Genomic DNA, 21,069 nt, shown 5'->3' on the forward strand with positions numbered 1-21,069 from the left:
CACTATAAACGTATAACATTACAATATGTTTCATTTATATCTTAAAACAAAAATTATAAAAAGTTGCTTTACGTTACAGGCGGACGCTTTCCGGGGGGCGGGCGGTGAGCCTCCTCGGTCGCTTTGCTCCTCTGCGGGGTCTCACCTGTCCCGCTAATCCCCCAGGAGTCGCCGCCTTTCACTTCAAGCAACGGAGACACTCAATACTGATCAAGTTCTTGATTATGTTTATAATGAAATCAATGCGCATTTCGTTTCGTTGATATGGACTCGTATACTTTCGAAATGGTGAAGAGGATTAGGGCTGTCCAGATTATTGAAAATGAAAACATTTCGATTGACGAGAATGACTCCTTATAAATAACTACGCCCAAAAACAACATCATTGTAGGTGCGATGTATTGAATGAATCCGGACACATATAAAGGAATCATTTGCACACCCTTCGCAAACAAGACGAGCGGAAGTGCTGTTGCCACCCCAGTCAATAAAAGAAGTATGTCCGTCTTTATATCAAAATGCAAAAAAACGGCCTTCCCTTTCATGAATAGATAAATATAATACCCTACTGCAAATGGCGTCATGAACAAGGTTTCTATCGCCAATCCACGTAATGAATCCAACTGAATTCTTTTCTTTATGAAACCGTACACAGCAAAAGTTACTGCAAGTGTTAAAGCTACCCAAGGGAATTTCCCGTAGGAAAACGTGAGAATCACGACAGCCGATGCCGCAAGTAAGAAGGCAATCTTTTGCATTGATGATAATTTCTCTTTTAGAAAAAAGATACCTAACAATACGGATACTAAAGGATTAATGTAATAGCCTAAACTAGTTTGCACAATATGATTATTATTAACAGCCCATATGTAGATAAACCAATTGGATGTAATGAGCATGGAGGCTATAAAGAGGCTCCAAAATTGAGATTGTTTTTTCCAAAGTTCCCTTACATCCTGAAGCAATTGTTTACCGTTCTTTAAAATGAGAACTAAAAGAAGTGTAGAAAAGAATGCCCAGACGATACGACCCGTGAGAATTTCATCGCTTGACACATGTGATAAATGCTTCCAATATACTGGCATAATTCCCCATATTAAAAATGATGCTACGACCCATAGTACACCGCTTTTTTCATACTGCATGATCTTTGCCTTCTCTCTCTTTAAATGACAAATACTTTTTTTGTAATGAAGAATTCTAAAAAAACGGCCTTCCCTTTGATGGATGGCCGGTTTTTTTCACCCTTTATTATGCTCGGCTTTTCTTAACTCCACACGCATGATTTTACCAGATGCCGTCTTCGGCAATTCTTTGACGAATTCAATTTTACGCGGATATTTATAAGGTGCTGTTAATGACTTCACGTGATCTTGCAGTTCCTTTATTAAGTTTTCCTCATGTTCCATTTCCGGATCTCGTAATACGATAAATGCTTTAACTACAGCACCTCGAACTTCATCAGGACTTCCTACAACCGCACATTCCCGTACAGCGGAGTGCTTTGTCAACGCATCCTCCACTTCGAATGGTCCAATTGTATATCCTGAACTGATAATGATATCATCGCCGCGACCCTCAAACCAGAAGTAGCCATCTTCGTCAAGTTTCGCACGGTCACCCGTTACATAATATTCTCCTCTGAACTGCATTTTCGTGCGTTCCGGATCATTTAAGTATTCTTTGAAAAGCGCCGGTGTGGAGATATGCACGGCTATATCGCCAACTTGCCCTGCTGAAACTGGAATACCGTCTTCATTGATAATCTCAACACGATTACCGGGTGTCGGTTTCCCCATAGAACCTGGTCGTGCTTGCATTCCAAGCATTGTACCGACTAATAATGTATTTTCAGTTTGGCCATATCCATCTCTCACTGGAAGATTGAAGATATTGTTAAACGTATCAATCACTTCTCTGTTTAACGGTTCGCCAGCGGAAACTGCACTTTTTAAGGATGACAAGTCGTAGTCCTTCAAGTTTTCAGCCTTCGCCATGAAACGGTATTCTGTAGGGGTGCAGCATAAGACATTCACGTTATATTTCTTGATCATTTCCAAATATGTTTTCACTTCGAAACGACCATTATATACAAGTCCAGTTGCTCCGCTTCCCAAAACTGAAACGAATGGCGTCCAAATCCATTTTTGCCAGCCTGGAGCTGCTGTCGCCCATACCACGTCTCCTTCGTTAATGCCTAACCAGTTAGGTCCGGCCGTTCTCAGATGGGCATAGCCCCAAGCATGGGTATGCACAACTCCCTTTGGTTTCCCTGTCGTACCTGAAGTATAAGAAAGGAAAGCCATATCGGTGCCTTGTGTATCGGATGCCTCGAATTCAGAAGAGGCTTCTTTCATCATTTCAGTCAATGATTGCTGCCCTTTACCCGAATTTCCAATAACGAATAGTTTAACATCATTCAAGTTAGTAACAGATTCGAACTGATCCATAAATGACTCATACGCGACGATTGCCTTTGCGCCGCTATGTTCCAATCTGTATTCTATATCAGAGGAGCGCAACATTTCGGAACTTGGAATGACAACAATTCCTGCCTTCAAAGCACCGATATATGTAATATATGCTTCGATTAAACGTGGTACCATTACAAGGATTACATCGCCTTTACCTAAACCGTTTTCGATGAAGACATTTGCGGCCTTATTAGCAGATACCATTAATTCATCATATGTGATTTCTTTTTCATCGCCATTTTCATCTACATAAATGAGCGCGTGCTTTCCATCACCAGTTGCGTACTTGTCGAACTCAGAAACAAGATTATACTTTTCAGGTGCCACTAATTGCTCGCGATTCATTCGTATCTCCTCCTTTTTATATAGTTCAATTATACAAACTCATTAACAAGAGTTCAAAACATTTTTCATTTCTTTCTGGAAATTTGAATAATTACCTAATCTTTTGTGAATCCTTGGCCATAGTTAGATCAATAATAAATCCCAAGAACAATCCATTTCTCATCAAAAAAGAACAGATTAAAAAAGCCGCCCCAGATAAACTGGGACAGCCATTTATAAAAATTATTTTTGGTAACCTTGCATTTGGGATTGGGCTTGACGCACTAATCGCTTAGTGATTTCTCCGCCGACGGATCCGTTGGCACGCGATGTGGAGTCCGGTCCAAGGTTTACACCAAATTCTGCTGCGATTTCGTTCTTCATTTGGTCAATCGCTTGTTGTACTCCAGGAACAAGTAGTTGGTTTGAATTTCCGCTGTTTGGCATGTCGTTGTCACCTCCTTGTACCTATAGAATGGACTGTATCCAAAAAATCATGCGGATGAATTTTAAGTTTTTCGCAGTTTTTTTTTGGAAAAAACTGCCCCGGGGAGATCCGGGACAGTTTCGTTTTTATTATTTTTGGAAGCCTTGCATTTGCTGTTGGGCTTGACGCACTAATCGCTTAGTGATTTCTCCGCCGACGGATCCGTTGGCACGCGATGTGGAGTCCGGTCCAAGGTTAACGCCAAACTCTGCTGCGATTTCGTTCTTCATTTGGTCAATCGCTTGTTGTACTCCTGGTACAAGAAGTTGGTTTGAGTTGTTGTTGTTAGGCATGTTGTTGTCACCTCCTTGTGACTATAGAATGGACCGGATACAGATTTTCATGCAAGAGTTTTTTATGGTAATTTAATCCATTCACAGAAGGTCTTCAAAGTCATCTTGCTTCTTTTCCTGTGAATCGGCTTCAATGATCGTTCTGTTTTTAACCGCTTCATCGATCAAAGGCTGAAAATCAAAAAAGCTTTCGTAATGATGCACCTTTTCAAGTTTTGGTTTTGTTTTCGGATTAGAAGGTGTGAAGATTGTACAGCAATCCTCATACGGTCTAATTGAAATATCGTACGTTCCAATCTTTTGAGAAACCTCGATGATTTCAAGCTTGTCCATCGCGATAAGCGGTCTTAGGATCGGGGTCGTCGTTACTTCATTAATAGCTGTCAAACTTTCAAGCGTTTGACTGGCAACCTGACCAAGGCTCTCCCCTGTGACAATTGCCAATGCACCGATCTCTTCCCGTACCTTATCCGCAATTTGAAGCATCATTCTTCTTGTAGTCGTCATAGATAAATTATCAGGTACTTGTTGAACGACTGCTTGTTGCAGCTCCGTAAATGGGATTATATGAAGGCGGACAGATGCACCGAATGTGCTTAACTGTTCAGTTAAATCCATAACCTTTCTTTTTGCCAATTCACTTGTATAAGGTGGGCTTGCAAAGTGGATTGCGTCAAGCGATACACCACGCTTCATAAGTTGAAAACCCGCAACAGGACTATCAATTCCACCTGACAACATTAATAATGAATGTCCATTTGAACCGACCGGCATTCCACCAGCACCTTTATAAACTTTTGAAGTGAGGAACGCTCCTTCTTTTCGGATGTCGACCAATAAAATGATATCCGGCTTTTTCATTTGCACGACAAGTTCCGGGAAATGGCGTAATACATGTCCTCCAATTTCTTGTTGAAGTTCTCCTGTTACTAATGGAAAGTCTTTGTCAGCGCGTTTGATCTCCACTTTAAATGTACGTCCGGCCGTTTCATCTGAACCGATTACTTCCAATGCTTTCGCCTTGATGGTTTCAATTTCCGCTTCGCATTTAGCAACGGGACTAAAAGATTGGATACCAAAAATAGCGGGTAATCTATCCATCGCTTTTTTCATGTCTTCTTGATCATCCGCGATTAAAAACATTCGATCCCGTTCGGCTTTAATACGGATTGAGCGCAGGTCGCGCATTGCAGCATGTATATTATTTTTCAATTTACGTACAAATACATTACGGTTTCGCCCTTTCAAGGACAATTCACCGTACCGTATTAAAACTTCATTCCATTCCATTTATTAAATTCCCCTCTCAATCAATTCCACGAATTGTCGTAAAACCTTTATGAATGTCTCTATTTCTTCTTCATTGTTAGTGTTGCCGAAACTTACACGGATGACACCGTTTTTAAAGTTTTTATCCAAATCGATTGCTTCAATGACATGACTTGCATTTTTATTTTTCGAGGAGCAGGCACTTGATGTAGAAATGATAATGCCTTGCTCTTGAAAATAATTGATAGCGACTTCTCCTTTTATGGACTTGAACGCTAACGATAAAATATGAGGCGCAGCATTTTGTGGTGAAAGGACTTCAATAAGTTCAAATTCATCACAGACTTCAATAATCTTATTTCTCCACTCTCTGAAATCTTTACTTTCATTATCCACTGCGCTAATCCTCATTGCTTTTGCCATGGAAACAGCATTTGGAACAGATACCGTCCCACTTCTTAAACCATTTTCTTGCCCGCCACCGAAATTTATAGCGTTTGGTTTAATGGCTCTTTTCAAAAATAATGCGCCAGAACCTTTTAGGCCATGGATTTTATGGGCAGAAATTGTAATCGCGTCAACGCCCAATGCTTCCATACTCACTAAGAGTTTTCCAAAACTTTGTACACAATCTGAATGGAAAATGGCACGCCCCTTGTTTTTTATCAACTTGGCACATTGGGAAATCGGTTGAATCGTTCCAATTTCATTGTTTACATGCATGATGCTGACGAGGATTGTTTCTTTTTTCAACTTACTTTCCAATTCTTTCAAGGAAATCAAGCCAGACTCGTCAACCGAAAGATAATCGACCTCGAACCCTTCATTTTCCAATTGACGACAAGCATTCATTATCGAAGGATGTTCGATCTCAGTCGTTATAATATGATTGCCCCTTGACTGATACGCGTGAGCAAGCCCAATGATTGCCAAGTTATTCGCTTCTGTTCCTCCGGATGTGATGACAACTTCTCCATCTTCGTTGTCGACAAGTGTTAGCATTTGTTCTTTTGAACGGTTTAACAAAATCTCCGCTTCCCTTCCCATTCGATGAAGAGATGCAGGATTTGCATAAAAACGCATATTCGCTGCTATAAAAGATTCAAGCACACTTTCATCCGGTTGCGTCGTTGCACTATTATCAAAATAAATCATATAACTACCCTTTCTATAAAAAAATATTACATGTATTAGGAAGTCCTATACCGTTGATTGAAGCGGAAATCAACTTTTTCAATTACACATTTACGTGACAAAGCCACCGTCACTAATGCCGGTGGCTTTTTACTTACACATGCTCTTTCAACATCTCTTCTATACGCTTCATCGAACCCGGCTCAACTTCCTCAACCGCAGTCGCCGCTTCCTCTAACGCCTTCGCATAACGGAATTGCCTAAATGATTCTTCCGCCATCAACAAACGCTCATGCATCTCAGGATTTGAAGCACGGTACCTATTTCCATACTGGATAATTCGCTCGATGAGCATTACATTTTCCAAAAGCTCCTCTACTCTACCCTTTACTTCCTCAACGACAATCGTCGCATTTGCCAAATAGCTGTTAACGACTGCCATATTCAGAGGAACTTCCTGTAAGCTTTGGCTAACTAAATACAATTGCTCTTCCGCTTCTTCAAGACGAGCATCCATCTCATCCGGAATCCCAGGAATGTTCCCGCGATGCAATTTCCGATCTACATTTTGCAGTTCCTTGGAGAGATTATTCAACTTGTTTCTAACGTTATTTTCGTCAATTCGAAGGTTTTTCATACGGTTAGCGAGCCTTTCCCGTTCTTCTTCGATTCCTTCAAGTTCATCCGAGATCTCTTTTAGCTCCGTTTGCAATGATGAATAGGCGGATTCTTCATCCTGCAACAAAATGGTTAATGTCTCATAGCGCTTCTGTAAAGTTTCAAGTTTTTTCAAACTTAACTGTGGAATTTTCGCTTCCTTTTCATCCAAACGATAACTTTGCTGAACGAACGTTGCTTCATCAGAAGTTTCCTTTGTCAATTGGGTGATGGAAGCAAGACTTTCTTCGACATCAGTAAAATATAATTCAACGTAATGTCTAGCGTTCACTTCATTTTCAAGCGCATCATAGAACGAGTCAATCCGGTCATGCATTTCCGTTACTTGCTGTCTAACTGAGTCAATTTCCAAATCAGCCATCTTGGCTAACTGCATTTCAATGCCTTCTTCAATTTCAGTCAATTGCTTTGTCAGCTCAAGATGGTTCAGTGAATACGATTGACCTTCCATTTCTCTTATCCCGTTCCGTAATTCCCTAATAGCCCCCGGTATTTTACTTTGAAGTTCAACAAGCAAAGATGGTATATCATGCAGGAGGATGGAAAGTTGCTCTCCTTTTGCAGTAAGTGTTAACACAATTTCACGCGCCAGTAAATAATTTCCATTCGCAGTTAACTCGTCGTACTCTTGAAATTTCGGATTGAATCCCTCAAGTTCCTTTTCCAATGGTCCAACTGTCATCCCGAAGGCGTGTTGATGGGCTAAAATCGTCTTACGTGCTGAGCGATATTGTTCACGAAGTTTCTCGATTTCAATACGGTTTTTCTCTTCGCTGCCAATCAATTCATTCAACTCATCCAAAATTTCATTTTTCTTCTTATCACATTGCCTGATTTTTTCCTGGATCTCTTTTTCAAAGATAGTTGCCTTTTTAAAACGGAACCGATCAACCATATCTTCCGCGTCAAAAAGTAAGGTATCAATTTTAGGCATATGTACGTCGATGACTTCTGTCCATTCACTACGCCACCGTTCAAACTTCTCCTCTGTTTCACCAGTCATATTCAATTGTTTAACTTTCATCATTTCTTCAAAAATCGGTTTGTTCTGGATTTGCATTTTTTCATGTTCAAGCCTGCCAATTTCCCGTATATGCTTACGCCTAAACAAAAAGGCGATACTCATAAGTACAAGTAAAACTATTATTGGAATGATGAAGTATTTCACCATTGTGATCCCCCTATTCCGAAGTCACTTATATAAAGTTAAATAACCTAAATTTAATATTTCAATACCGGCATATTTCTACCACTATAAAATAATATTATCTTATATAGTAACATGTTTAAAGTGTTTTCGTATCGAAAACGAACGAATTATGGGGAAAAAGGTGTTTTTCCGTCAAAATACGCGGAATTTGTAGAATGCATGAAAGAAACGTATACTTGAAGTAATATTTTTTGGGGGTGCTTTCTTTGTTTACTGCTATTTCATATTCTACAAATCCGAAAGAAAGATACAGCGAGTTGGCAAGCCAGCTTGATGCTTTGCTTTCTGGTGAGCCAAACCGCTTTGCAAATTTAAGTAATGCATCTGCTTTGTTGAATCAGTTCTTTGACCGTATCAATTGGGTAGGCTTCTATTTATTAGACGGTGAAGATGAACTTGTACTTGGACCATTCCAAGGACTGCCTGCTTGTATTAGAATCCCTCTTGGAAAAGGAGTATGCGGAACATCAGCATTGAACCGAGAAACGATTATAGTTCCGGATGTCGACCAGTTCCCTGGCCATATCGCTTGTGATTCCGCATCTCGTTCGGAGATTGTCGTTCCGCTCATAAAGGATGGCAACTTGCTTGGAGTACTTGATATCGACAGCCCTGAGTTAGACCGTTTCAACGATGATGACCGTGAAGGTTTAGAAGAGCTTGTAAAAGTTTTAGTTAAACATATTTGAAAAAACATGGCCCGAAAAAAGCTTCGGGCCATGTTTTATTTTGCATGCGTTGAATTGTGTTTTTCCAAAATAGTAAACGCAGATTCAAGATCGGCAATCAGATCTTCCGGATGTTCAAGTCCTACCGATAATCGGAGTAAAGAATCCGATATCCCCATTTTGACGCGCTCTTCTTCAGGTACGGACGAATGTGTCATTGTGGCAGGATGTTGAATAAGTGTCTCAGCATCACCAAGGCTAACAGCGATTTTTATCAATGAAAGGCTATCCATGAACAACTGGGCATCCTTTTTTCCGCCTTTCACTGTAAAGGAAATCAAACCACCGCCTGCCTTCATTTGACGTTCGGCAATTTCATATTGTGGATTCCCTTTGTCAAACGGATAAAAAATGTATTCCACTAAACGTTGCCCTTTCAAATAGTCTAAGAGCTTTTCGGCGTTGGCCGTATGTCTTTCCATTCGGACTGGCAATGTTTTCAACCCGCGGATCAATAACCATGCATCGAATGGGGACATAATTGCTCCGTAGTCCTTTTGAACGGTAAATCGAAGTTTCTCCATTTCGTCAGCATCTTTTCCGACAAGCAATCCAGCAATCACATCACCATGGCCATTAATATACTTCGTAGCACTATGGAGAACGAAATCGGCTCCAATCGTAATCGGATTTTGCAAATATGGCGAAGTGAATGTATTGTCAACAACAACACGAAGACCATGTTTCTTGGCAACCTTTACGATTAAATGCAAGTCTACCAATTCCATTGTCGGATTAATAGGTGTTTCAACGTAAATACATACCGTTTCAGGTGTAATCGCTTGTTCTATCTCCTCTTCGGTTGTCATGCTGATCAAACTATGTGTAATATTGTATTTTTCTTTCATGATTCTTAATAAGCCAAACGTACAGCCGTATATTCCTCTTGAACAAAGGATATGATCCCCGGCCTTTGTCAAGTGGACAAGAATGGAACTTACTGCAGCCATTCCGGAACCGAATGCAAGCGCACCTGCCCCATCCTCAAGTGCAGTCATTCTTTCTTCCAATACACGAACCGTCGGATTCCCAAGTCTTGAGTAAATATTGCCTGCCTCTTCCCCAGAAAAACGTTTTTCCCCTTGCTCCGCATGATCAAAAGAAAATGTCGATGTTTGATACAGCGGAACTGCTAGACTCCCATGATGCTTTGTATCTTCATAGCCTTCATGGATCACAAGTGTATCTTTATGAAGCGTGTTCTTTTTCATTCCATTCCCGCCTTCCCTGTAATGTAAGCACTTACATTCCCTTATTCAATTCTACACTTTTTAACATGAAAGAAAAAGAGAAAAGGAGTAACTTCAGCAAAGTCAATTTGCCGAAGCCACTCCATGGATGATGAATTGGTTTTTCCCATTTCCTTTTGCATGATATAAAGCTTTATCGATTGACTGAAACAATTCGTTGAAGGAGGCACCTTCATTCGCTTGCCAATCGCCCATACCGATAGACACTGTCACACTTGGTTCTGTTATAGCCGGTATTTCCTTAACGAGTGATTCGGCAAATTCAACGCCATTGTCGAACGTTGCATCAGGTAGGAAAATTGCGATTTCCTCTCCACCCCATCTGCTTGCAAAACCTATCCCATCCACTTTTGAAATGATAAAAGATGCAATTTGCTGTAAGACAATATCGCCAATATAGTGGCCGAATGTATCATTCACCAACTTGAAGTCATCTATATCCATCAAGAAAAATATGCCCGATTCTTCATTTTCGATTCTTGTAGCTACATATTGATCGAAATACGTTCTTGTATATAACTTAGTCAGATTATCCTTATTAACAAGATCTTGCAATTGGTCACGGAGCATGACATTCGAAATCGCCAATGAGGAATGACCAATGAGTGAACGCAGAAGCTTGAAATTATCGAATGAGAAGGAATCATCCTTATGTAAAAGGATAACAAACCCGATCATATTCTCATTATTTGTGATGGGAAGCGCTACAAGTGAAGTAAAATCAGAAATTCCATCAGCACTTTTACTATTTACATCAAAAATTGAATCTTCCCCTTCTTTTAAACGGTCAAAGATGGATTCCACCATCTTCTTGCCTTTCTCTTTTTCAAAAAGCGGGGTATGTGAAGCGAATTCAATTGAATCGGCTGCTTCGCCCTTTAGAGTAACGAAGGCAATTTCGTCTGGACTAAAGGATTTCATGAACTGCTCATTCAGATAGCCATACATACACTCGATGTCTAAATTGCTATTCAATTCCCTTGACGTTTCATCGACCAATTGCAAATCACTCACAAGACGGGAGGATTGCTCGTATAAGTTTGCGTTTTCAAGAGCACTACCCGCAACATTCGTTATCAATTTTACAAAGTTTTTTTGAGTAGATGTAAAGTTGGTTCCTTTGAATGCCACGATTTGCAAAACCCCATAAGTCCCTTGTCTTCCCCCAATTGGAGCATTCATCAAGGTGCCATTAAGATCTTCAGCGTTTTTCTCGATCGTTAAATCACCTGATAAAAATGCGTCCACAGCGGAAGCACGTTCATTCATATAATCGAATAACCGATAACCCTTTGTCTCATCCTTATACCCCTGAGAGAGCAAGAGTTGCACTTCATATCCGGAAAACGACTTGAGCACCGTTCTCATCATTTCCTCGATGATCACATCGCTGTCCATTGTCGAATTAAAATGCTCCGTCACTTCAAACAAACGTCTATACATTGACTCATTGGCAGAAAGCTGATGAACTTTCACAACTTGACCGACAAAAGTGCCAAGTACCTTCTTTATATCCTTCAAATAAGGTGATTCAGCAAAAGCATGCCATTTGTCAGTAGCTGTAAAGATTAGTGCAGCAAGCGGATTAAGCCGATTATCACGAATAATAAGTGAATCCTCATTTATGTCACCCGTATGGGCCAATAGCATAATATTAACAATAGGCTGATCCTTTGATGAACGAATTCCACTCGTGGATTTGCTCTCCTCATCCAAAACTTCCCCTTCTATCAATGGGATAAATCGATTATTATCATATAAAAGTATATCCGCATTCTTAATTTCAAAATGACTCATGAACATTTTTTTGCATTCATGAAGCATTTCTTCCATTGATAGTTCATCAACTTTACTTGAAAATAAATCGAAAACATCACATTTCATTTCAATAAGCGTAAGTTCATGATTATACATACTATCCCCTCATCTACAGTCCACCGATATCTATACATCTATTGTAATTCAACGAATACTTATTAACCAGTGTTTACTATTGGTTTTACTAACATTAACGAAGGAAAATAACTTGACTGTCATTCTTATAATTGTTAAGATGGAACTTGTGTAAAATAGTTGCAGCAGTTGTATGATTCATGCTGTCCAGTCTATTCCTTTAACAAAGGTGCATCGTGTAACCTTGAGGCTGCTGAGGCGAGGATGCAAGATAATAGAATGGCACAAGGATTGGATACATCTGGTTCTTATTTTACAACAAAATAAAACCAAATTAGAGGAGGAGTCTCTCATGGCTCGTTATACAGGTCCATCTTGGAAACTTTCCCGTCGTCTTGGCGTTTCGTTGAGCGGTACAGGAAAAGAAATCGAAAAACGCCCTTACGCACCAGGACAACACGGTCCTACACAACGTAAAAAACTTTCCGAATACGGATTGCAATTACAAGAAAAACAAAAACTTCGTTTCATGTACGGCGTAAACGAACGCCAGTTCAAAACGATCTTCAACAAAGCTGGTAAAATGCAAGGTAAACACGGTGAAAACTTCATGATCCTTCTTGAAACTCGCCTTGACAACCTAGTATACCGCATGGGTCTTGCACGTACTCGTCGTGCAGCACGCCAACTTGTTAACCACGGTCACATCTTGGTTGACGGCAAACGCGTTGACATCCCATCTTACAGCGTAAAACCTGGACAAGAGATCTCTCTTCGTGAAAAATCTCAAAACCTTACAGCAGTAAACGAAGCTCTTGAAGTGAACAACTATGTTCCTGAGTACGTTACATTCAATGCTGACACTAAAGTTGGTTCATTCGTACGTCTACCTGAGCGTAGCGAACTTGCAGCTGAAATTAACGAAGCTCTTATCGTTGAGTTCTACTCTCGTTAATATTATGCTTATCAAACCCTTGAAATGTTGTTATATCAACGTTTCAAGGGTTTTTTCTTTTTGTCTATTTTGTTGTGTTAAAATTATCATTACATTATAATTTGGAAATAGATTGGAGGTGTTGATATGAAGAAAAGAACTGCACTTGGTGTAACAAGCATAATGGTCCTTTTATTATTCGCCATGTCGGCTTGTAGCATTTCAGATGATTCACCTCAATCAATTAAAGCCCTTTCCGACAATAACACGCTAACTGCAACTGCATCTCAAACAAAAGAAGATGAAGTCCAAGAAGATCATTCGACAAAAACAGAGCTTCTTGATAGATTGGACAACATCCAAAAGGAACTTGATGCCTTACCAGAAAAGCAGGATTCGGATAAAGGTGTAACAAACGCCATGAAAAGCTATTATGGAGTTTCCTATGAAAGATATGACGAAGCATTAAATGAGATTTATGCTTTGTTAAAAAAATCGCTGCCGACAAAGACAATGAATGAATTAAAAACCAAACAAATTCAGTGGATAAAACAGAAAGAGAACGCAGCGGAAGAGGAAAGAAAGAAATATGAGGGCGGAACTTTTGAATATGTTGCCTATTATATATCCTTATACGAATCAACAAAAAATAGATGTTATGAATTGGTTAATGAATATATGACAGACTAAAAATGTGATTGGGGGAATTCCCTTTTTCGCTTTCAGTGAAACAGAACCCCGAAAGTGCATTTGCAATTTCGGGGTTTTTACTTACTTATAACAGTTCCTTCAACTGCTCAATCACCACTGAAAACTGCTGCTCCTCCCCCACTTTCCTGAATTCCTTAAATGGATCGCCAATTGTTTTCATCCGTTCCGTAATGGTCTGTATTGTAAATTGTTCAGGTCTTAATGAATTTCCTACCTCTTCCCACTTCAACGGTGTAGCGATTGTCCCTATTTCGGTGCCCCTTGGTGAATAAGGCGCTACGATTGTTTTTCCTTCATGATGTTGTACGTAGTCCAGGTAAAGTTTGTTTCCCCTGTTCTTCTTCAGACGCTCTGTCGTAAACCATTGCGGTTCTTGGTCGCATAAGAAGTCGGAGACGAATTTTGTGAAGATGCGGGTATCATCAAAAGTGAATGTGTTGTATGGAAGTGGAATGTATAATTGCAACCCTTTGCCGCCAGATGTTTTAATGAAGGAATTCAATTTGAATTGATCAAATATCGCCTTTAAACGAACTGCCGCCTCGATTGAAAGCGAAAACTCATCGACGGATGGCGGGTCCAAATCGAAGACGATTTCTGTCGGCATTTTTGTATCGATCGTTTGAAAGGGAATATGGAATTCAAGTGCCAGCTGATTCCCTAACCAGAGTAATGTCAAGATGTCATTACATAGAATATAATCAATATCATCATCCCTTGACGTTTTCACAAATTCGGGAGCATAATCTGGAACGCTTTTCTGATAGAACTTTTCACCGGGAACACCGTGAGGAAAACGAATAAGTGTGAGATGTCGCTTTTCAAGAAATGGAAGCATGAATGGTGCAGCCATTTGCAAATAAAGCAAGTAGTCGTCCTTCTCAACTCCAACTTTCGGCCAAACAGGCTTGTCGGGGTGCGTGACTTGAACGTTCTCCGGAATCGGATTCAACTGCCTTAACATCCGCCGCCACTCACATTCTTCAGGGTTCATTTCAAATGCAAAAGAGTGGAACCTTGGCTCGCGCAAATGCTTCCCGTCAAAACTGATGCAATTTATGTTCGCACATATGGAGGGTGCAATTTCATAAACGGAATTTTCAATGCTTTTCCCATTTAATAGGAATAATTCGCTCAGCGTCTTCAATTCCTCATCCGTCATACCATGCTTGAACGTCACCACCTCAACGATCTCGCCTTTGTTATAAACGGCACCCGTAAAGAATCCATTCACCTGTTCATATTTCGTGATAATAATTGTGACTAACCGCCAGTTTTTCACTTTCAACCATTGATTCGTTCGTTTTTCATTGCTCCAGATGCTATTCTTTTGCTTGGCAATAATCCCTTCCCCATTGCTGATCCGGATGTGATTCCACAATTCCTTTTCATCAGTGAATATTTCTATCAATTGAATTAGGCTTTCGTGCCGATACTGAACCCGGCACGGCAGCCCCAATTTATCGAAACACTTATTCAGTTCCGCCTTTCTCTTTTCAAAGATGGATTTGGTCAGATCCTTACCTTTGAAAGTGATAAGGTCGAAGACGATATATTGGCATGGGAATGCTATCGAATGTTGTGCAATCACTTCTTTCTTCCGCATCCTTCCCCTTGTCTGCACAATGGAGAATTCACTTCTGAAATCGTTTTGCAAACAGACCAATTCACCGTCAAAAACAATTGGCAGATAAGGTTTGATTACATGTTCAAGTTTTCGGCACGCCTCAATAATTTCCGGAAACATGTCATTTAACAAGTTTTCATTTCTACTGAAGAGCTGGATTCCTTCCTTATTCCACTGAAGAAGTGCTCGAAAACCGTCATATTTCGTTTCATATACCCATTCCTTACCAACAGGTATTTCATTTGCATCGAACATTAACATCGGTTTCATTAAATCGCTCTCCACTGTTTTTCTTAGTGTTAGACCAATTTCAATTCGTATACATAGGAATGAAAGATGCTCTCATACTAAAAATAAAAGCAGGTGAAACTTCATGCACACAGTATGGAAAGGCAGCATCAGTTTCGGTTTAGTCAATATCCCGATCAAACTTCATGCAGCTACGGAAAATAATGATATTAAATTGCGCCAGCTTCACAAGGAGTGCAATTCACCGATCAGTTATCAAAAAGTATGTCCTGTTTGTGATAAAGAAGTTCAAAATGATGATATCGTAAGGGCATATGAGTATACAAAAAATAAATTCGTTGTCTTAGATGATGAAGAGCTTGAAAAGTTGAAGAAGGAAAATGAAGACAAAGCAGTGGAAATTATTGATTTTGTGAAGTTGGAGGAAATTGATCCCATTTATTTTGAAAAAAGCTATTTCATGGCACCAGATGCGAACGGCGGAAAAGCCTATGCATTATTGCGCAAGGCTTTGAAGGACTCCGGTAAAATCGGGGTAGCCAAAATCATAATCCGTTCGAAAGAGCAATTGGCTGTAGTGAGGGTTTATGAAGAAGCATTATTGATGAATACAATCCACTTTCCGGATGAAGTTAGGAATGTAGAGGATGTCGGGAATATTCCGAGCGAGGAAACAGTCGTGCAAAAAGAACTGGATACTGCACTTTTATTGGTCGACCAGTTGACGACAGTTTTTGACCCTACGAAGTATACCGATGAATATAGGACGGCTTTGATGGATTTAATCGAAGAGAAAAAGTCGGGCAATGTTACGGTGGCCGCTCAGGAAAAGCAACCAATTTCCCCTTCGAACACAACCGATTTAATGGCGGCATTGCAAGCGTCTCTTGATAAAACTAAGAAGAAGAAACCTGCAACAAGGAAACGGACGACTGCGAAGAAGAATGCATAGACATATGGGCGGAGTGGTGATTATCACCGCTTCGGGGTTTTACCACCGACTTTCCGGCGTTTACCACCGATGCGCTTGAGTTTACCACCGATTCTCGACACTTTACCACCGATGCGCGTGACTTTACCACCGATTCTCGGCACTTTACCACCGATTCACAATTTAAATTGCACAAAAAGGCCAATCCCACCATGGGATTGGCCCTTTGCATTATATAAACTTCACCATTTTATAATTTTTCTTACCACGACGCACGATTGTGAATGCATTATCCAGGCGATCAGCAGCCCCAACTTCATATGCCGTATCTGTCACCTTCTCACCATTCAACGAAATCGCGCCATTCGTCACGTCTTCTCTCGCTTGACGCTTGGAAGGAGACACACCCGCTTCTACGATGAAGTCAACGATATTCTTATCAACCAACTCCATTTCAAAGGTAGGAACATCCTTGAATGCATCTTTCATCTCCGCAACCGTCAACGCCTTCAAATCCCCACTGAACAAAGCTTTTGAAATATGAATCGCTTGGTCCAAAGCATCCTGGCCATGGATAAGACTCGTCATTTCATCAGCCAATGCTTGCTGCGCCTTACGGAGATGAGGTTCTTCCTGCACGGATGTCTCCATCGCTTCTATCTCTTCCCTCTCCATGAAAGTGAAGATTTTCAAATACTTTATGACATCCGAATCCGCTGTGTTGATCCAGAATTGGTAGAACTCATATGGGGATGTCTTTTCTGGATCCAACCATACAGATCCGCCAGCTGTTTTACCGAACTTCGTCCCATCCGCTTTCGTTACAAGCGGCATTGTAATTCCGAATGCTTTCGCTTCATCCTGATGTGTTTTTCTTATAATTTCGAGCCCAGTTGTAATATTGCCCCATTGATCTGAGCCACCGATTTGCAAACGGCAATTATACTTATCGTATAAATGGCTGAAGTCAGCCCCTTGAATAAGCATGTATGTGAATTCCGTAAAGGAAATTCCTGTTTCAAGACGGGATGCAACGTTTTCTTTTGCCAACATATAGTTAACGCTTAACAGCTTTCCATAGTCGCGGAGGAAGCTAATTGCAGACATTTCCCCGAACCAGTCTTTATTATCGACTAAGATAGCTCCATTTTCATTTTCGAAATCAAAGATATTCTCTAATTGCTTTCTGATTCCAGCTACGTTTTTTGCAATTTGTTCCTCAGAAAGTAGTTGGCGCTCGTCAGCTTTGAATGACGGGTCCCCGATCATTCCTGTTGCCCCGCCGACAAGTACAATCGGTCGGTGGCCATGTTTTTGAAAACGACGAAGCGTCAAAAATGGAACGATATGTCCAATGTGCAAGCTGTCCGCTGTTGGGTCTGTTCCGCAATATAGTGAAATCTTTTCCTCATTCAATACCTTCTCCAGACCTTCTTCATCGGTCGATTGGTATAAGAGGCCTCTCCATTTCAAATCCTCAAGTAACTCGTTCGTCATCCTAATCCCTCCAATAAAATAAAAAAGCCCCTACACGATTCAACAGAATCATGCAGGGACGTTATGAACATATGTCATTTAACGCGGTACCACCCAGCTTGAGAAAAACATTCTCCGCTCAAAGACGCACTATCGCCGCGTACGCGTCGCACTCCAAAGCTGTAATTCGCTAACGACGTTCCGAGCAGCTTTCACCAACCGCTGCCTCTCTAAACGGATACATCACCACTACTTCGGCTTCTTCACCATGCAAAAAATATATAATCCCTATTGTAATCTAAAATATCCGATTGTCAAATATTTTTATCGATTGCCCCTAAATGTGCTATAATAGGTAAGATTTTAGGGGGGATGAAAATTTGAACAAAAAACGTAAAAACAGGATAGATTTAATAGAAGAAAAATTTGAAGAGATGAAAAATATGGGATGGGCTAAAGGCGTTCGTATTACTTCCGGGGTAGTTTGGAACTTATTCCTTTTATTCCTAATCTTTGGGTTAACGCTTGGCGTTTTTGCCACTTCCGTTGGAGCAGGTTACTTTGCTTCACTTGTTGCGAAAGAGCCCCTTCGATCTAAAACTGAAATGCGTAATGCGATCTTCAACTATGAAGAGACATCAGAAATCTATTTTGCAAATGATATATACTTAGGGAAAGTAAACTCGGATATCGAACGGAAACAAACTACATTAAAGGATGTTTCACCATTTGTTATTGATGCTGTATTAGCAACAGAAGATGAATACTTTGAAACCCATAATGGCGTTGTTCCAAAAGCGATTTTCCGTGGGCTTTTCCAAGACGTTACAAACTCCTCAAGTCAGACAGGTGGTTCTACCTTAACACAGCAGTTAATAAAAAACCAAATACTGACGAATGAAGTATCATATGAACGGAAGGCTAAAGAAATTCTTCTTGCGATGCGCATTGAGCATTTTATGGATAAAGAGGAGATTTTGGAAGCCTATTTAAATATCATTCCATATGGTAGAAACGCATTGGGGCAAAATATTGCGGGAATCGAAACCGCAGCAGAAGGGATTTTCGGAAAATCGGCGAAAAATCTTAATCTTCCCCAAGCCGCTTACATTGCGGGAATACCGCAAGCACCTTTTGCCTATACACCATTTCTTAGCAGTTATTATGGTGGTGGTTTGAAAAACGAAGAAAATATCAAACCAGGAATCGATAGGATGAAAACTGTCCTTTTCAGGATGAAAGAAACTGGCTATATTACAGAGAAACAATATGAAGAAGCGATAAATTACGATATTACAAAGGACTTTAGAGAAAAAACGCTTCGGGCAACAGAAAGATACCCTTATTTGACACAGGAAATCCAAGAAAGAACAAAAGATATCTTGGCAGAAATGCTTGCTGAAAAAGATGGAATCGACATGGAACGATACGAAAATGAGGACAAAATCAAAGGGAAATATAAGATCTTAGCCGAACGTGAAATGCGTACTGGCGGATATCGAATCTATTCAACAATTGATAAAACCCTTTATGATGAAATGAATAAAGTCGCTGAGGAATTCGAATATTACGGGTTCACCTATACTCGCGAAGAAAAGGACCTCAGTACAGGGGAAGTCGTATTGAAGGATGACCCCGTTCAAGTTGGGGCTATTATGATTGAAAACAACACAGGGCGCATATTATCATTCGTCGGTGGACGTGATCATCAGTTGACGAATGTGAACCATGCCACTCAGGCATTCAGGCAAAATGGTTCTTCCATGAAACCATTACTTGTCTATGCACCTGCCATTGAATATGGGGTTATAGGGGCAGGAAGTCCAGTAGTCGACGTCAAATTTGATATAAAGGTTGGTAAAGACGATTGGAGTCCATCCAACTATTACGCTGATTTGGAAAACGGGATAATCCCAGCAAGAAAGGCTCTATCAGAATCACTGAACCTTCCAACAGCACGGTTATACAAAGAAATTATTGATAAACGCCCTGCTGAATTTCTAAAGAAAATGCATTTTACGAAACTACATTCTGAGGATTACGTGAACTATTCCACTTCATATGGTGGTATGAAAATCGGGGTAAGTGTCGAGGAAAATACAAACGCCTTTGCAACTTTCGCAAACGGCGGGAAGTTTATCCAATCATATATCATTGATCGTATCGAGGATATGAACGGCAACATCGTTTATCAACATGAAGTGAAACCGGTTGACGTATTCAGCCCCGAAACTGCCTATATTATCACCGATATGCTAAGGGATGTCGTAAAACCTGGTGGAACAGGACAACAGGTTCCAGGATTTATGAACTTCAAGACTGACCTTGCTGCTAAAACTGGTACGACAAATGGATATGGTGACGCTTGGTTAGTCGGGTATAACCCTAATGTTTCACTTGGTCTATGGTTTGGATATAAAGACCATACACGTAAATTGTACACAAGGGGAACCGGACAAATGCATCCGACAACCCGAACGACAATGCTATTTAGTAGATTATTGAACAAGGCAAATGAAGTAAAACCTGAAATTATTGGTGCTGATAACTCATTTAAGCAACCAGAAGCAGTAGTTTCTAAACCATTCTGTGCAATTTCAGGACTGGCACCGTCTGAGGCTTGTTCTAATGCTGGTTTAATCAGATCTGACCTTTTCAATTCGAAAGTAATGTTGCCTACTGAGCCTGATGACAGCATAATCAATGCGTCATATGTTTCTGTCAAAGGCAGTAGATATATGGCACTTCCATCCACCCCTTCTGAATTCATTGTTCCAGGTGGAACCGGAGTAAGCCAGAGCTTCATCGACAGGATGCTTGGATCTTGGGGCGGAGATGCCTCAAAACTATTCCCGTCCTCGTCCGTATTTTCATCAGGCGTTGTATCGGGAGCGGAATTCCCTGCCGACGATGTTGCTCCTGCTGGGGTGAGCGCGTCAATCGAAGGTTCAAATTTAGTTTGGACTGAATCTTCATCGAACGACATTATCGGGTATTATGTTTTCCAAAATAACACTAAGATAGCTACAGTCTTCGATGGATCGGCTAATTCCATATCTGTTGGACCTGGCACTTACCATGTCAAAGCTGTAGATATAACTGGTCTTTTATCTGAAGCATCAAATAGTGTTACTGTTGCGAGCCCAGAGCCGCCAGCGCCGCCGACTAAACCTGATGAAGACAAAGAGGATGATAAAACAGAACCAACCCCTCCAGGTAATGATGGAGGCGATGATGGCGACGAAACCGGTAATAATGGTAATAACGGAAATAATGGTGAGGGAAACAACGGAAATAATGGAAATGATGGCAGTAAAGGTAACAATGGTAATAACGGCAGTAAAGGAAACAATGGTAATAAAAAGCCACCATCCGGCAATGATGACGATGATTAATGATTA

16 protein-coding genes are annotated in these 21,069 nt (G+C 40.5%); 5 read left to right on the top strand and 11 right to left on the bottom strand.

What is annotated here, in order from left to right:
• Window positions 1-239: 239 nt before the first annotated feature.
• The 7 genes from rarD to ezrA form a co-directional block, all read right to left on the bottom strand.
• Complete coding sequence (rarD, locus tag NSQ43_RS13535) at window positions 240-1,145, bottom strand: EamA family transporter RarD (RefSeq protein WP_339251007.1); 906 nt, start codon at window positions 1,143-1,145, stop codon at window positions 240-242.
• 96 nt (window positions 1,146-1,241) lie between these two features.
• Complete coding sequence (locus NSQ43_RS13540; RefSeq protein WP_339251008.1) at window positions 1,242-2,819, bottom strand: acyl--CoA ligase; 1,578 nt, start codon at window positions 2,817-2,819, stop codon at window positions 1,242-1,244.
• Between the two features lie 222 nt (window positions 2,820-3,041).
• Complete coding sequence (locus tag NSQ43_RS13545; protein ID WP_339251010.1) at window positions 3,042-3,245, bottom strand: alpha/beta-type small acid-soluble spore protein; 204 nt, start codon at window positions 3,243-3,245, stop codon at window positions 3,042-3,044.
• A gap of 129 nt (window positions 3,246-3,374) precedes the next feature.
• Window positions 3,375-3,578, bottom strand: coding sequence for an alpha/beta-type small acid-soluble spore protein (locus NSQ43_RS13550; RefSeq protein ID WP_339251011.1), 204 nt, complete (start codon window positions 3,576-3,578; stop codon window positions 3,375-3,377).
• A gap of 81 nt (window positions 3,579-3,659) precedes the next feature.
• Window positions 3,660-4,868: a tRNA uracil 4-sulfurtransferase ThiI gene (thiI, locus tag NSQ43_RS13555; RefSeq protein WP_339251012.1), complete on the bottom strand. Its 1,209-nt coding sequence runs from the start codon at window positions 4,866-4,868 to the stop codon at window positions 3,660-3,662.
• A gap of 3 nt (window positions 4,869-4,871) precedes the next feature.
• A complete protein-coding gene (locus NSQ43_RS13560; RefSeq protein ID WP_339251013.1) occupies window positions 4,872-6,002 on the bottom strand; it encodes a cysteine desulfurase family protein in 1,131 nt (376 codons plus the stop codon).
• A gap of 133 nt (window positions 6,003-6,135) precedes the next feature.
• On the bottom strand, window positions 6,136-7,830 hold the full coding sequence (gene ezrA / locus NSQ43_RS13565) for a septation ring formation regulator EzrA (protein ID WP_339251014.1): 1,695 nt from the start codon (window positions 7,828-7,830) through the stop codon (window positions 6,136-6,138).
• Between the two features lie 245 nt (window positions 7,831-8,075).
• On the opposite strand from ezrA, the gene NSQ43_RS13570 reads away from it, so the two are divergent.
• Window positions 8,076-8,558: a GAF domain-containing protein gene (locus NSQ43_RS13570; RefSeq protein WP_339251016.1), complete on the top strand. Its 483-nt coding sequence runs from the start codon at window positions 8,076-8,078 to the stop codon at window positions 8,556-8,558.
• A gap of 35 nt (window positions 8,559-8,593) precedes the next feature.
• Here the strand turns inward: NSQ43_RS13570 and megL are convergent, their stop codons facing one another.
• On the bottom strand, window positions 8,594-9,808 hold the full coding sequence (gene megL, locus NSQ43_RS13575; protein WP_339251017.1) for a methionine gamma-lyase: 1,215 nt from the start codon (window positions 9,806-9,808) through the stop codon (window positions 8,594-8,596).
• A 102-nt stretch (window positions 9,809-9,910) separates the two neighbouring features.
• On the bottom strand, window positions 9,911-11,761 hold the full coding sequence (locus tag NSQ43_RS13580; protein WP_339251018.1) for a sensor domain-containing diguanylate cyclase: 1,851 nt from the start codon (window positions 11,759-11,761) through the stop codon (window positions 9,911-9,913).
• 331 nt (window positions 11,762-12,092) lie between these two features.
• On the opposite strand from NSQ43_RS13580, the gene rpsD reads away from it, so the two are divergent.
• The gene (rpsD, locus tag NSQ43_RS13585; protein WP_339251020.1) at window positions 12,093-12,695 is read left to right on the top strand and encodes a 30S ribosomal protein S4; all 603 of its coding nucleotides are present in this window, start codon (window positions 12,093-12,095) and stop codon (window positions 12,693-12,695) included.
• A gap of 126 nt (window positions 12,696-12,821) precedes the next feature.
• Entirely contained in the window at window positions 12,822-13,364 is a 543-nt protein-coding gene (locus tag NSQ43_RS13590) for a lysozyme inhibitor LprI family protein (protein WP_339251022.1), read from the top strand.
• Between the two features lie 85 nt (window positions 13,365-13,449).
• Here the strand turns inward: NSQ43_RS13590 and NSQ43_RS13595 are convergent, their stop codons facing one another.
• Window positions 13,450-15,282: a DNA ligase D gene (locus NSQ43_RS13595; protein WP_339251024.1), complete on the bottom strand. Its 1,833-nt coding sequence runs from the start codon at window positions 15,280-15,282 to the stop codon at window positions 13,450-13,452.
• Between the two features lie 103 nt (window positions 15,283-15,385).
• Between NSQ43_RS13595 and NSQ43_RS13600 the strand changes: the two genes are divergently transcribed.
• On the top strand, window positions 15,386-16,213 hold the full coding sequence (locus NSQ43_RS13600; RefSeq protein WP_339251026.1) for a Ku protein: 828 nt from the start codon (window positions 15,386-15,388) through the stop codon (window positions 16,211-16,213).
• 210 nt (window positions 16,214-16,423) lie between these two features.
• On the opposite strand, the gene tyrS is transcribed toward NSQ43_RS13600, so the two are convergent.
• The gene (tyrS, locus tag NSQ43_RS13605; RefSeq protein WP_339251028.1) at window positions 16,424-17,689 is read right to left on the bottom strand and encodes a tyrosine--tRNA ligase; all 1,266 of its coding nucleotides are present in this window, start codon (window positions 17,687-17,689) and stop codon (window positions 16,424-16,426) included.
• Between the two features lie 413 nt (window positions 17,690-18,102).
• Between tyrS and NSQ43_RS13610 the strand changes: the two genes are divergently transcribed.
• Entirely contained in the window at window positions 18,103-21,063 is a 2,961-nt protein-coding gene (locus tag NSQ43_RS13610) for a transglycosylase domain-containing protein (protein WP_339254923.1), read from the top strand.
• Window positions 21,064-21,069: the final 6 nt, after the last annotated feature.

Source organism: Sporosarcina sp. FSL W8-0480, assembly GCF_037963765.1.
GTDB lineage: Bacteria > Bacillota > Bacilli > Bacillales_A > Planococcaceae > Sporosarcina.